This window comes from Alcaligenes pakistanensis (genome assembly GCF_014652815.1).
Taxonomy (GTDB): domain Bacteria; phylum Pseudomonadota; class Gammaproteobacteria; order Burkholderiales; family Burkholderiaceae_B; genus Alcaligenes; species Alcaligenes pakistanensis.
On record NZ_BMZN01000004.1, the window covers coordinates 76476 to 90166 of the forward strand.

Consider the following 13691-nt stretch of genomic DNA (forward strand, 5'->3'; position numbering starts at 1 on the left):
GATGAATCAAGGCTGAACGCTCTCGGGCTTTCAGCCTTTTTTCTTGTCTGGCTGCTTCCCAGACCTTGATCTACAGCCAGTAGCAAAGACTTCAGGGTATACACCTAAATGCCTTCCCGTCTTGCCTAAAACCGCGATAACACTGGCTTTCAGCCTTACCTCCCCCCCTTTTTGACTGGCGTTTGATCTGCTTACGATTTGCTGCTGGGATTTTCTTGATAATATAAATGCAAATCATTATCATTAATTTCATTATTGATGCGCTACCTTTATCAGGAGCAATGCATGCAGACACTCAGCCCTCAGCCACAGCACGCGTTAGTTCACCGCGATGAACTAGCCTCCTGGCGTAACTTGATCGCCCAAGGCAATCAGGCTTTTCAAGCCTGCAATTACACCGATGCCATCGCGCATTATCAACAGGCCCGCGCCTACGTCAAACCCCTGCTGTTTGGCTCTAGCGAAGGAGCCGACGCCACCATTGCCGCCTGGGTAATTGCCCATTTGAATCTGGCCGATGCCTGCGAGCAACTGGGTCAAAGTGATGAACAAGGCTTGCACCTGTGTACGGCTCACGAAACCTTGTGCTGCGCAGCAGCCAATACCCATTTGTCGGACGATTGGCGCATGGCTGCTTGGCAGCATAGCCGGCGCACCTATGCCGAGCTGGCCCGTTATGCCCGTCGCCACCCCCATCATGTCCCTACCTGCTCCGCCCTGTTTTTAGGGGCGGTAAGTCCGCAGGAACGCTCTTTTTCTCATTGAATTTTATTCTGTCCCCCAGGCACTGACTGCCTGGGGCTTATCGAGGAGTGCGTTTTGTCTTACACCCTACCTGCCCTGCCTTATGCCTACCATGCTCTGGAGCCTCATATTGATACCCAGACCATGGAAATCCACTACAGCAAACATCATCAGACCTATATCAATAATCTGAATGCAGCGCTGGAGGCAGCTGGTTTACCTTGTCCACCCATTGATGAGCTGGTTGCCGGCCTGGATACGCTGCCCGAATCTGTGCGAGCTGTGGTCCGCAATAACGGCGGCGGTCATGCTAACCACAGTTTGTTCTGGACGGTAATGACACCGGATGCTGATACTTCTGTACCTAAAGACTTGGCTCATGCCATTGAGCGGGATTTGGGTGGTCTTGAGAAATTCAAGGAAGCGTTTACCAAAGCCGCCATTTCTCGTTTTGGCAGTGGTTGGGCTTGGCTCAGCGTGACACCGGAAAAAAAGCTGGTGGTAGAGAGCACTGGCAATCAGGACAGCCCGTTGATGCAGGGAAATACACCTATTTTGGGTCTGGATGTGTGGGAGCACGCTTACTACCTGAAGTATCAGAATCGCCGGCCTGAATACATTGCCGCGTTTTTCAATGTCATTAATTGGCCCGAAGTGCTGAGACGATATTTGGAAGCCGTTAAATAAGGGATTATTCAGGTCTGGTCTCTTGGCCTGCTCAGGCAAGGGCACACGGGGCAACAGCCCGTTCCATCACGCATTTTTGTGCGCTCACCCTCCTGACTAGGAGGGTTTTTGTTTTTGTGGAGGGGACAAAGACCTCCCACTTTTCCGCTGGCTCGGGTATGGCCCCATTGCGCTCTCAGCTACCAGGCGCTAAGTTGATAATTCGCCCCTTTATCAATCGACAAACAGGTCTGCCCCATGGTGAGTCTTTGCGATCGTATTCAATCCTTACGCACGCTATTTCACTTCGATGCGGTGCAGTTGCTGGGTTGTGCGCCACAAAGCCGTACCCATCTGGAACTGCATTGCGAGGGCTATAACGTCAGTTGCGCCTCTGCCTTGGGCACGGGCTTCCCACAACTTTACGCACCCGGTTTTACGGCACAAGCCTCCCCGCTGGATTTGCTGCCGCCGTCTATCTCCGAGTGCTCTGACACCATGAATCCCCCGTTTCGCAGCACGGCCATCTACACCGATGCCTTGCTACGTGGCGGTTTCCTGGATGGCATGACTGTTGAGCTTCAACATGGCGATACCTACCTTGGAATGGCCCACTTTTCCTCTCAGCAAGCTGGACGCTTTAACCGCCATGTGCGCACGCTGGCATTAGGCGCCAAAGTACTGCTGGAAGAGGCCATGCGAAATATCGCGTCGCCAAGTGGCATTGAGCTGCACCTGGTACCGCAAGCGGGCGGACTGGCCTTGCGGAACGACATGGTGACAGATGCACCGGCCTTCAGCCCCACCCTGGCCAAAGCCCTATCCTTCATGCGCCAGGACGCATCTACCTTACAGGCTTACTGGCTGGAAGGAAAACGGAGTTATCGACTGCAGGCGCAGCGCTTTACCAAAGGTGATGTGCTGGTTCGGCTGGTTCCAGCCGCCTTGCCCGCAGCGCTGAGCGCTAAAGAAATGCAAGTATTGGGCTGGCTGATGACGGGTTATACCGACCGTGAAATCGCAGCCAGCCTGTTCCTAAGCGAGCGCACCGTACATTCACATGTGACCTCATTGCACCGCAAACTGGGTATCACCCGACGAACGGAGGCGGCCGTCAAGGCGGCCCTGAATCATTGGTATGTACCTGATGCTCATGGAGCAATCTTGGCCGCGGTGCCCGGACTGTGCCACTAAAGGGGCTTAGCCCAGTCCGCCGCCAAGTCTTTCTATCCTGCTAAGAACCGATCAACGCAAAGCATCGAGTAAGACCGCTGCCGCGTCCACCCGAGCCCGCTCGGCATCCAATAGCGTGTCGCCTCCCATGCCCCCCAGGAATTCACCGTAGGGGTCAGCCAGGGTCCGTACGCCAGTCAGCTCCTCGATAACGGCCTGACCGCAAAATGGCAGATAGTGGGGGCTATAGCCACCTTCCTGCACAAAAGCGATACGGCCCTCGCAGACTTCCTCGGCGCAATCGATGATCTGGCGTGCCATCTGACGGAACCCGGACGCCGTGACCATCATTCGAGCCAAGGGGTCCATCATGCTGGCATCAAAGCCCGAGCCCACAATAATCAATTGCGGTTGATAGGCTCGCAGCGCAGGCAGCACGACCTTTTCAAAGGCATAGGTATAGGCGGCGTTACCGCCACCGGGCGGCAGCGGAATGTTCAGGTTGTAACCCAGCCCCTCTCCTTCGCCGTGCTCGTCGGTGAAACCGCTATTGGCCGGAAAGCACAGATGCTGATGTAGGGAAATCGTCAAAACCGATGGATCATTCCACCAGATGTCCTGAGTGCCATTACCGTGATGCACGTCCCAATCCACAATCGCGACACGATCCAGCCCTAGTTCCTCGCGCGCATAGGCTGCGGCTACCGAGGTATTGTTGAAAATGCAAAAGCCCATTGCCCCTGCGCGAGGGGCATGGTGGCCGGGAGGATTCACCAAGGCATAGCCATTACTGACTTCCCGACTGACCACCTGCTTGACCAGCTCAATCGCACCGCCCGCAGACAGCATGGCAATTTCCAGACCGCCATTGCCCATGGTGGTGATGCCGTCACCGGTATCGCCTCCCGTCGCTAAGGCGCTAACACGTTGCATATTGGCCAGATGCTCTGCCGTATGAACGCGCAAAATATCCTTGTCGCGGGCAGGCTTGGCCTTAATGGTAGTCAGATGATCAATCTGCCCGGACGCGCAGACCAGCTCGTGAAAACGGCGCTTCGTATCCGGGTGGGCCAAATGGTGGCCGATGGGCTGTAGGCGTGCGGCCAGATTGGCCGAGGCAAGACTGCCCGTTCCGGTGTCAACCCAACCGTAAAGTGTGTTCCAGATATACCCTGTTGCCATGTCGTCTCCTTTATTTTGGTTTGCTTGGCATAACCATGCTAGAGATCTGGACGGGTAAAAGAATCCGTAGAATTGCCGAATTTAGCACGCACCCTAGGCGTGCTCAAGATAGACAAAGACAGAGGCCGCTTTCAAACCCAAGCGGCCTCTGTCTTCCTGGCTTTTTGACTCTATGGCTTATACCTGCCTGGCGAACCACGATGGATCGCCGAGCTCGGCCACATTGATTTCTTCTGCCCCGCAAGCCTGTATCAGTTCCTCATCGTGACCGGCGAACAGCACAACGCGATCCTGAGACCAGATTTTGAACTGTTCAGCCAGCACAGCACGAGCCTGCGTATCCAGCCCATTGCTAGGGCCATCTGCAATGACCAGGGCCGGGTCACCCAAGGCGGCAGCCGTCAGGAAAACCTTGCGGCGTGTACCGGTCGACATCTGCTCAAAGCGCTTATCCAGATGCGGCTCCAGTCCCAGTCTGTATGTCAGATCCAGCACGCTATCGTCCAGGCGGGTGTTCTTTTCTGCAGCGATTTGCTCCAGCAAGCCACGCCCTGTCTGCGACGGAAACATCAAGCAATTATCAGGCACGTAAGCCATGCGGGCTCGGGCTTGCCGTGGCGTTTGAGTCATCGAATGCCCGTCAATCCAAACCTCGCCGGCATCCGGCACGATAAGACCCGCAATGACGCCTAATAAGGTGGATTTTCCAGTGCTGTCTTCTTCGCATAGCGCCACGCATCCGGGCGAGAAAGTATGCGTCAAACCCTGGAATACGGGGTGGTCGCCATAATGTTTACTAAGATTGTCGATGCGTAGCATGCTGGAACGTATTGAGAAGGTGACGGAGTTATCTGCACATTAACCTCAAAGCGCCCATCCAGGAAAACCGCCGCCTGAACGCTAAGGTCGTGCAAGACAAGAGGCTTAAGTATAGGCCCCACGGATTAAAAAAATAGCCTGAAACAAGGTGGGCTTGTTCAGGCTATCTTTCTGCTCGCACGTCCTACCCCAAAGCGGTGTCCAGCAACATCATCAGTACAAAGCCAATCATCAAGCCACCCGTGGCAAAAGTTTCATGCCCTTGCCGGTGCGATTCCGGAATGATCTCGTGGCTGATCACAAACAGCATGGCGCCTGCCGCAAAGCCTAAACCAAAGGGCAAGAGCACCAGCGAACTGCTAACAGCAACGGCACCAAGCACGGCACCAATAGGCTCGACCAAACCGCTGGCCATCCCCAAAAGCACAGAAAAAGTACGGCTATAGCCAGCGGCTAACAAGGCCAAGGCCACGACCAAACCTTCGGGAACGTCTTGAATCGCAATACCGGTAGCCAGCGCATTGGCACGCACGCCTTCATTGCCTACATAGCCCACGCCAATCGCCAAACCTTCCGGAAAGTTGTGCAGGGTAATAGCAATGACAAACAGCCAGGTGCGACGCAACTTGGTGGAAGACGCACTGCCGGGGCCTTCACGCCCCTTGATAAAGTGCTCATGGGGCAAGATACGATCCAGCAGCATCAATGACGCGGCACCTAACAAGATAGCCATGCCCACTGCCGAACCCGCCCCCCAGGCGCCGCCACCAAATACCTGCTGATTTTCCGCCGCTTCCAGACCAGGCAAGACCAGCGAGAAGGCACAAGCGGCCAGCATCACCCCTGCCCCAAAGCCATACAAAGTATCTTGAGTACGTTGTGACATGGTTTGGGAGAACATGACCGGCACCGTGCCCAGGGCGGTTGCCAGTGCAGCAATCGAGCCACCAACCAAGGCTTGCAAAACCACCGGATGATCTTGTGCGTAAAGCCAGAACTGATGACACAGGGCCCAAACGCCCCCCATGGAGATGATCAGTCCAACCCACAGGCGCAGGTGTTGCCGCCAGTTAGGCGAGGTTCCCTTATTGGGTAAAAAGTAGTGGCTTGTTTTCGGTTTCATAGCCATGCGCCCCCAGAAAATTACGCCATCCACATTGCCTGTAGAGACGCAAAAAGCCGTAAAACGGCTCTTTGCTAAAGCATGGATGCGGTACAAACCATAATAGCGATTTCCTAATCGATTTAATATATAAATATCGAAATGCTAACAATTCTCATTAGCATTTCAACAAATAAGCAACATCTTAGGAAACCAGCATACGGCTCGACCGTTATTTACGCTATTTTTTGTGCCTCATATCATCATATAAAACCGAAATATCGATGTTTCAAGCAGCATGTAATTGATGCTTGATCGTCTGCAAAGCCTGGGCCTGATCCGACACGGCATTTTGCAATTGCAACAGTTCTTGCTTGACCTGTTCCAGACTACGTTCCGCCTGCTCCACAAGTTGCTCAGCCAGTTCACGGGCACTATTCATGACCACATCGTTCAAGCTCATGTAAAGACGGTTGTAATCAATTAACGGCGCTTGCCCTTCGCCCTGCTCCTGGAAGACTTCATAGCCAATATGCGCGGGCAAATTCAAGCTGGGTAAAGCAGGCTGGGTCAGATGATACGTGCTCAACAGCACCTGGCTTTGTTCCGCAACTTCCTTGGCAATGTTCTGGCTAAGCTCTGCACGTACGGCGGCAACATCCTGCTGCGCCGCATGTTTTTCCAATACATCCGGCAACTGCGGCACCACACGACGCCAAGTGCTTTCTGTCAGCACTTGCACAGCATCTTCCAGCAAGACCGTTTGTTCGTCCAGGTGCTGGCGCAATTGCGCAGCGGCTTGGTCCAGAGTCTGCATCAAAGGAGCCAAAATGACTTCTTCGATATGGTGCAGTTGCAGCTCAGCCGGTTTGCGCTGCTTGTAGGCCAAGGCAGGTCCCAAGAGATTTTGCACAGCCACATACAGACGCTCGAAACCAGCTTGCTCCAGCCCTTCCTCTTGCTGGCTACGCGCCATATGCACGGACAAGGACAAGGCGGGTTTAAGCAACCCACTGCCCAATCCCCAATGGTTCAGAGCTTGAGCCGCCCGCGTCATCACGTCTTCTTCCTGCAACTGGCGGTTTTCTACCGACTTATTGCACAGAACCTTAACGATCTCGTCGTCGATCTCATCTTCTTCAATACGATCGCTACGAGTAATAATCGGCAATAAAGGCTTGTTGCGGCGCAGTTCCACCAGCAAGTCGCCCAGCTCCTGAACTTGCCCTGGCGCACTGGAGCTGCTTAACCACAAGAGTGCATCGGTGCTTTCCAGAAACTGCTGCGTCAAGGCCGCATTATGTGCATTGGCCGAGTGCAAACCGGGGGTATCCAGCAAGACCAGCTTGTCGCCCAAGCACACCCCTTGCAAGGCCACGGTGGTCTCGGTAGCACCTTCCTGAAAGCCTTCTGGCATAGCTTGCATCTGGCCATCGGCCAAACGGAAAAAGTCTACGCTGTGCCCCTGCTGACGAAAGCGATCCGCCAGGAAATTACACAAAGAACTTTTACCGGCATTAAAGGAGCCAAAGACCAGCAGCATGATACGGTCACGAAAACGATCTGCCAGTTCTTGAGCGGGTGCCAACGACGCCCAGGAATCCGCCCAGCTCTCCCGCTGTACCTGCAACTGCTGATTCAGATTCCGGGCACTTTGTGCCAAGGCGCCTTGCTCAAGCAACGCGGTGCCGGTCAAGGCTTTGGACACGGTGGTTTGACCCAAGTCCACCAACCACTGCTCCATCTTGGCAATCGCGGGCTGCATATCCTGACTGGCAGGATTCAGATCTGCAACGGCCTTGATAAACGAGCTTTCCACCAACATTACGCATGCTCCAATGAGGACAGGCCATCCAAAGCCTGCCGCGTTTGCGCAAGCTGGTTCTCAGTCTGTTCAATCTGCTTTTCCAGGGCGACGCGGCCGTCCGAGACTTCAAAGTAATGTGTGAAGTCCTGAACCAGCTTGTCACGTCCAGCCTGTTCACAAAAGATACGGCGCAGATCGGCACGGTATTTCACCGACACCCCCATCACAGCAATCATGACGGTATCCATGCTGCGTACTGAAGTACGTTGTGCAGCGGGCAAACCCACGGCACCGTATTCCACCAAATGCCCATTGATGGCAATACACGCACGCGAATAGGCAATTTGCAAACGGGCACGCTCTTGTTTGCCTGCGGTCATCTTGAAACCAAACTCAAAGGTATCCGGCACCAGAGAATGATCCACACCAGGGGCATTGACCACCGGCTCCAGATCGTTGGCTATGCGTTCCAGAATCTTGCCCAGGCCTTCAACAAAATCAATACCTTGCTGCTTTTGAGTCTGCTGCAAGCTGGAAAGACTTTGCTCCTGCTTGTGCTGCAAGGTATTTAGCTCTTGCGTCAGTTCGGTCAGCAAGGTTTCACGCTCAAACTCACGTGCTTGCGGTACACGCTGTAAAGCTGCTTCCAGCGAAGCCTGCAAGGCAGGAATTCCACTTTTCTCCAACATGCGCTGCTTACCACCATCACGGCCTTGGCGATAACGGGTGCTGGACACCGGATGCAAATTTAACCCGGCACACTGCTGTTGAATGGCCGTCAAGACTTTGTCCTCTTGGGCATCATCCGCCAACTGGTCGATCTGGCTGATAACCATCAGGTTTTGGCGCTGCGAGCGTTGATGATCTGCCACCAGGTCTTGCAGCAAATTACTTTCCAGCGCGTCCAGCTCGCCTTCTTTGGCGGCGTGAACGAACAGGCGAATATCGGCCTGCAAACCCATGGCTTCACGCGCCAGGGCATCGTCCTGCAAGGCGACATCGGCATATAAGCCGGGAGCATCCAGCCAGCGCACGCCTTGCTGCACGTGCTCGGCCAGGGCCACTGTTTCACGGCGATCAGCCACGTTAAAAATATCGCTGCCCATCAGCTCGTTCAACAAACGGCTTTTGCCGTGATTATATTTACCGACTACGGTTACCGTTGGCGGCACATTCAACTGCAAGAGAACGCGCAAACGATCCAGATCCCAGCGGCGCTGTGGCAACACGGCCAAGACAGGCTCTAATACATGGTCAAGGGATTCAGCCAACTGATTCATAGTCTCTTCCTTTTCTCACTTATGCCTGGACCCAACAAACGGTAGGCCACCAGGCCAAACACGACGCCCCAAAATGCGGCGCCCAGTCCAAACAAGCTCATTCCTGATGCGGTAGTTAAAAATGTGATGACCGAGGGCTCTATATAGCCGCTTTCACTGACCATCACCCGCACATTGGCCACAATGGCCCCTATCAATGCCAGACCCGCCAAAGCTGCAATCAGCGACGCGGGCAAAGCCGTGAATAAATACACAATCGAACCGGCAAAGGTTCCACCCAGCAGGTAGAACACGCCATTAGCAACTCCGGCCACATAGCGTTTGCTGGGGTCAGGATGGGCATCCTTACCGGTACACAAGGCAGCGGTAATAGAAGACAGCACAATGGTGATGCCACCAAAGCAGGCCACTAACATCGATGCCAAACCCGTGCCCGCCAAGACCGGACGCGAGGGGGTGGGATAGCCCGCCAACTGCAGGACGGCCATGCCCGGCAGATACTGCCCCGTCAAGCTAACCAGCACCAAGGGCAAGGTCAGGCTCAGCAAGGTAGCGATATTAAATTCCGGACTGACCCAGACCGGGCTAGCCAGCTCCAGCTTGAAGGCGTCCATATGAACCTGACCACTGACCATCGCCATCACAAATCCGGACAAGGCCACCAGCACAATGGCGTAGCGCGGCAAAAACCGCTTGCCCAGCAAATACACCGCCAACATCACCAGCACGATGGCCGGCATGTCGCTGCTGGACTTGAACGCTGCCATACCAAACTGCAGCAAAATACCAGCCATCATCCCCGCAGCAATACCTTTAGGGATGAAGGAAAGAATCTTTTCAAAACCGCCTGTCAAGCCAATGACAACAATAATCAAGGCTGCACTGAGATACGCCCCCACCACTTCGGGCATGGAGATATCGGGAAATAAAGTCAGCAATAAGGCCGTACCGGGTGCCGACCAGGCCGTAATAATGGGCAGCTTCAGATAGGCACTGAGGAACAAGCCGCTCACCCCTGCGCCTATGGAGATCGCCCAGATCCAGGAAATCAGCTCGGCATCCGCAATGCGTCCGACTTGTGCGGCTTGAATAAAGATCAGCAAAGGCCCGGCGTAGGCAATCAACACCGATAAAAAACCAGCCACCCAAACCGACGCCGATCCACTTTTCAATCCCATCGTTTTGTCTCCCCAGTCTCGTTTTTAGAATTCTCAACTTTACTCGTTGCTCAGGCTGCTCTGGGATCACAGCCTGAGTTTTTTACCGCCGGGCCACAAACCAAGGCACGGCGTGGGGATACTCTCTACCGCTAGTGAAACTTAAATGGCCGAGGGGTGCGTGGCCAGTGGAGTCACCGTAATCTGCATATAGGGGAACAAGGGCAAGGCACTAAGCACGTTGTGCAGTTCTTCGTTGCTTTCCACATCGAACACGCTGTAATTGGCGTACTCGCCCACCACACGCCACAGATGCGGCCATTTGCCCGAGCGTTGCAGGTCCTGCGAGTAGGATTTTTCCTCGGCCTTGATACGTGCCGCCTCTTCAGCAGGCAAGGAGGCAGGGATATCAACAATCATGTGAACCAGATAAAGCATGGTGTTCCTTTCTAAAAACGATAATCAAGCTCAAGCGTTCAGGCCTGGGCTAAAAAACTCAATACAGCACGCTCGAAGGCCTCGGGTGCTTCCAGATTGGACAAGTGCGACGCCGGTACCACCGCTACTTTCGAGCCGGGAATGTTGGCCTGCATGGCTTGGGCATCGGCTACGGTGGTGACCGGATCCCATTCGCCTGCCACCAACAAGGTCGGTGCGGCAATATCCTTGATCTGATCGCGCAGATCCGAATCGGCCAAAGCATCGCAGCAAGCGGCGTAACCCAGGGGGTCGAGCTTGGCCAGACTGTCCTGCATCGCTTTAACCAGCTCCGGCGACTGCTTGATGAACGCCTCCCCAAACCAGCGCGAAGGAGCCGAATCTGCAAGCGTACGCATCTGTGCGGCACCACCTTGGCGCAAGGCATCGGCCCGATCCTGCCAAGCCTGGGCAGTGCCAATCTTGGCGGCGCTATTGCAAACGATCAGGGAGTTCAAGCGCTCAGGGGCATTAACGCCCAGCCACAGGCCGGTATGGCCGCCCATGGACAAGCCACAAAAAGCGGCACGTTCAATATCCAGCGCATCCAGAATCGCCAGTACATCCCGCCCCAAATCCTTGAAACGATAGGGGCCGGGAGTCACCGGGCTGCCGCCATGGCCACGAGTGTCATAGCGAATCAGACGATAGGTCTTCGCAAAGCCTGTTACCTGCGGATCCCACATTGCTTGCGTGGTGCCCAGGGAGTTGCTCAGAATTAGAGCGGGAGCCAGCGGATCACCTTCCACGCTAACGCGAAACATGCCTCGCTCGGTATTCAGGGCGCTGGGGCTGACTGTCATTGCCCTTCTCCCTGTGCAGCCGCTACGGCAGACACAGCAATGGGCAGGCCAATCATTTCTTCCAGTGCTTCGTGAGTCAAACCGGGCACCAGATCAATCAACTGCAAACCCTCTGGCGTGCACGCCAGCGTAGCTAAATCGGTATAGACACGTTTGACGCAAGCCAGTCCAGTCAAGGGGTAGCTGCATTGTTCAACCAGCTTGCTGACGCCTTGCTTGGTCAACACATCCATCATGACCCAGGTCTGTTTCGCGCCAATCGCCAAATCCATAGCGCCGCCCACAGCCGGAATCGCGCCGGGCTCGCCCGTACTCCAGTTGGCCAGATCACCAGTAGCCGACACCTGGAAAGCACCCAGCACACAAATATCCAGATGGCCGCCACGCATCATGCCAAAGCTGTCGGCATGATGGAAAAACGCACCACCGGGCAGCAGCGTGACCGCCTGCTTGCCTGCATTGATCAGGTCATAATCTTCCTGGCCTGCTGCCGGTGCCGGGCCCATGCCCAAGATACCGTTTTCGCTATGCAGCACCACTTCTACACCCGCAGGCAAATGGTTGGCTACCAAAGTAGGCATACCAATGCCCAAATTCACATAAGCACCGTCGTGAATGTCGTGGGCGACACGTTGCGCCAATTCATCTTTACTGCGGCGTTGATAAGTAAGCGTCATGCTGTCCCCCTTCATGCTCTGTCCGTTCATGCTTTGAACCCACCTGCTTCAGTGCGGCTGCGCGGCACCACCACAACGCGGCGCACGTGAATGCCGGGCGTCACAATCGTTTCCGGGTCCAGTTGACCCAGTTCAGCCAGTTCAAACACACTGGCAATTGTGGTGCGAGCTGCGGTCGCCATGACTGGTCCGAAGTTGCGCGCCGCCATGCGGTAGGTCAAATTCCCCCAACGGTCCCCCCGCTCGGCTTTGATCAGGGCGACATCTCCATGAATAGGTTCTTCATAGACATGCCAGCGGCCATTGATCAATCGTGTTTCTTTGCCCTTGGCCAGTTCTGTGCCATAGCCTGTCGGGCAGAAAAAGCCACCGATACCCGCACCGGCGGCGCGCAATCGTTCGGCCAGATTGCCCTGAGGCACCAGTTCCAGCTCGATCTTGCCGCTGCGATACAAGTCATCGAATACCCAGGAATCAGCCTGACGGGGGAAGCTACAAATAATCTTGCGTACCCGGCCCGTCTTGAGCAAAGCCGCCAGCCCCACATCGCCATTACCCGCGTTGTTGTTAACGATGGTCAGGTCACGAGCGCCTTGCTCGATCAAGCCGTCGATCAACTCCGTGGGTATACCAGCCGTTCCAAAACCACCGACCAGAATCGTGGCGCCGTCCTGCACATCCTGCAAAGCCTGTGCAACACTGCTTACCTGTTTATCGATCACTGCGTTCTCCGTATAAAGCACTGACGCTACGGATGGGCCAAAACCAAGCCAGCCCTTACGTCAGGCACTGCAAAAACAAGTCAGCCCAGAGCCGTGCTTATAGAACATAAGCACGGACGCTGGACTGAAACAAGACTTAAGCGGCCAGACGTGGACGATTCACAATCTGGTTATCCTTGCCTTCCACCAGCGGAGTTAAGGAAATATCAAACACGATCTCTGCAAACGGGCCGTCCAGGTTCTCTGCGGCAATGCGGGCAGGATCGCTGTGCTCAGTCAGTGGTGGCACCAGACCATCACGAGTGGCGTAAGCAAAGTCGTCGTACACCAGCGGGTCGCCGTCGATATTGATCTGCGTGGTCAGCTTGCGGTGGCCAGGAGCCGTCACAAAGAAGTGAATGTGTGCCGGACGATTACCGTGGCGGCCCAGCTCGTTCAGCAAGCCTTGGGTAGGACCATCTGGAGGACAGCCGTAGCCTTTGGGCACGATGCTCTGGAACTTGTAGCGACCGTTTTCATCGGTAATGATGGTGCGACGCATATTGAAGGGCTGCTGTTCACCTGTAGGGTCAAAGTGCGAGTAAAAACCTTTGGTATTGGCATGCCAAACTTCAACCTGAGCACCAGGAATCGCCTTGCCATCCGCACCCACGACAACACCGTGCATGATCAAGGTTTCGCCAGCGGTATCGGAGCCATCATCCAGACGGGCGTAGCCTTGCTCGACCGGTGCACCCGTCACGTACAAAGGACCTTCAATGGTACGAGGGGTACCGTTGTCCAGACCCAGTTCTTTGTCCATGGCATCCATGCGCATGTCCAGGAAGCGGTCAAAGCCCAGGCCGGGAGACACCAGACCGGCTTCGCTGGCGGTACCCAAACGGTTCAGGTAAGCCACGGCAGCCCAGTACTCGTCGTTGGTGATGTCCAGATCTTCAATGGTCTTGAACAGATCGCTGATGATGCGGTACATGATCTGTTTGACGCGGGGATTACCACCTGGCTGATCCAGGCCAGAGGCCAAACGCAGGAAGTCCTGTACATCGGGGGTATCAAAAATTTTAACGCTCATTTTGTGTCTC

At 55.0% G+C, this 13691-nt stretch carries 14 protein-coding genes; 3 read left to right on the top strand and 11 right to left on the bottom strand.

Annotated features, from left to right (window positions below):
- Nucleotides 1-285 precede the first annotated feature (285 nt).
- The 3 genes from IE156_RS13220 (at nucleotide 286) to IE156_RS13230 (ending at nucleotide 2604) form a co-directional block, all read left to right on the top strand.
- Complete coding sequence (locus IE156_RS13220; protein WP_189393022.1) at nucleotides 286-765, top strand: DUF2753 family protein; 480 nt, start codon at nucleotides 286-288, stop codon at nucleotides 763-765.
- A 54-nt stretch (nucleotides 766-819) separates the two neighbouring features.
- Nucleotides 820-1431: a superoxide dismutase gene (locus IE156_RS13225; protein ID WP_189393023.1), complete on the top strand. Its 612-nt coding sequence runs from the start codon at nucleotides 820-822 to the stop codon at nucleotides 1429-1431.
- 237 nt (nucleotides 1432-1668) lie between these two features.
- On the top strand, nucleotides 1669-2604 hold the full coding sequence (locus tag IE156_RS13230; protein WP_189393024.1) for a helix-turn-helix domain-containing protein: 936 nt from the start codon (nucleotides 1669-1671) through the stop codon (nucleotides 2602-2604).
- Between the two features lie 51 nt (nucleotides 2605-2655).
- Here the strand turns inward: IE156_RS13230 and IE156_RS13235 are convergent, their stop codons facing one another.
- From IE156_RS13235 to catA, 11 genes are all read right to left on the bottom strand, one after another.
- Entirely contained in the window at nucleotides 2656-3765 is a 1110-nt protein-coding gene (locus tag IE156_RS13235) for a histone deacetylase-like amidohydrolase (protein ID WP_189393025.1), read from the bottom strand.
- 177 nt (nucleotides 3766-3942) lie between these two features.
- On the bottom strand, nucleotides 3943-4584 hold the full coding sequence (locus IE156_RS13240; RefSeq protein WP_189393026.1) for an ABC transporter ATP-binding protein: 642 nt from the start codon (nucleotides 4582-4584) through the stop codon (nucleotides 3943-3945).
- A 184-nt stretch (nucleotides 4585-4768) separates the two neighbouring features.
- Nucleotides 4769-5707 (bottom strand): ZIP family metal transporter, encoded by a 939-nt coding sequence (locus tag IE156_RS13245; RefSeq protein WP_373296537.1) that lies wholly within the window; start codon nucleotides 5705-5707, stop codon nucleotides 4769-4771.
- Between the two features lie 268 nt (nucleotides 5708-5975).
- Nucleotides 5976-7511 (bottom strand): GTPase, encoded by a 1536-nt coding sequence (locus IE156_RS13250; RefSeq protein WP_189393028.1) that lies wholly within the window; start codon nucleotides 7509-7511, stop codon nucleotides 5976-5978.
- Nucleotides 7511-8773, bottom strand: coding sequence for a GTPase (locus IE156_RS13255; protein ID WP_189393029.1), 1263 nt, complete (start codon nucleotides 8771-8773; stop codon nucleotides 7511-7513). Before IE156_RS13255 ends, IE156_RS13250 begins: the two co-directional genes overlap by 1 nt.
- Nucleotides 8770-9951 carry a benzoate/H(+) symporter BenE family transporter gene (locus tag IE156_RS13260; protein ID WP_189393030.1) on the bottom strand — a complete coding sequence of 394 codons (1182 nt, stop codon included), beginning with the start codon at nucleotides 9949-9951 and terminating at the stop codon, nucleotides 8770-8772. Before IE156_RS13260 ends, IE156_RS13255 begins: the two co-directional genes overlap by 4 nt.
- 141 nt (nucleotides 9952-10092) lie before the next feature.
- Nucleotides 10093-10368 (bottom strand): muconolactone Delta-isomerase, encoded by a 276-nt coding sequence (gene catC, locus IE156_RS13265; RefSeq protein WP_189393031.1) that lies wholly within the window; start codon nucleotides 10366-10368, stop codon nucleotides 10093-10095.
- A 38-nt stretch (nucleotides 10369-10406) separates the two neighbouring features.
- On the bottom strand, nucleotides 10407-11210 hold the full coding sequence (gene pcaD, locus IE156_RS13270) for a 3-oxoadipate enol-lactonase (protein WP_189393032.1): 804 nt from the start codon (nucleotides 11208-11210) through the stop codon (nucleotides 10407-10409).
- A complete protein-coding gene (locus tag IE156_RS13275) occupies nucleotides 11207-11887 on the bottom strand; it encodes a 3-oxoacid CoA-transferase subunit B (RefSeq protein WP_189393033.1) in 681 nt (226 codons plus the stop codon). The genes pcaD and IE156_RS13275 overlap by 4 nt, the downstream gene beginning before the upstream one ends.
- A gap of 26 nt (nucleotides 11888-11913) precedes the next feature.
- The gene (locus IE156_RS13280) at nucleotides 11914-12609 is read right to left on the bottom strand and encodes a 3-oxoacid CoA-transferase subunit A (RefSeq protein WP_189393034.1); all 696 of its coding nucleotides are present in this window, start codon (nucleotides 12607-12609) and stop codon (nucleotides 11914-11916) included.
- Between the two features lie 136 nt (nucleotides 12610-12745).
- Nucleotides 12746-13681 (bottom strand): catechol 1,2-dioxygenase, encoded by a 936-nt coding sequence (gene catA / locus IE156_RS13285; protein ID WP_189393035.1) that lies wholly within the window; start codon nucleotides 13679-13681, stop codon nucleotides 12746-12748.
- Nucleotides 13682-13691: the final 10 nt, after the last annotated feature.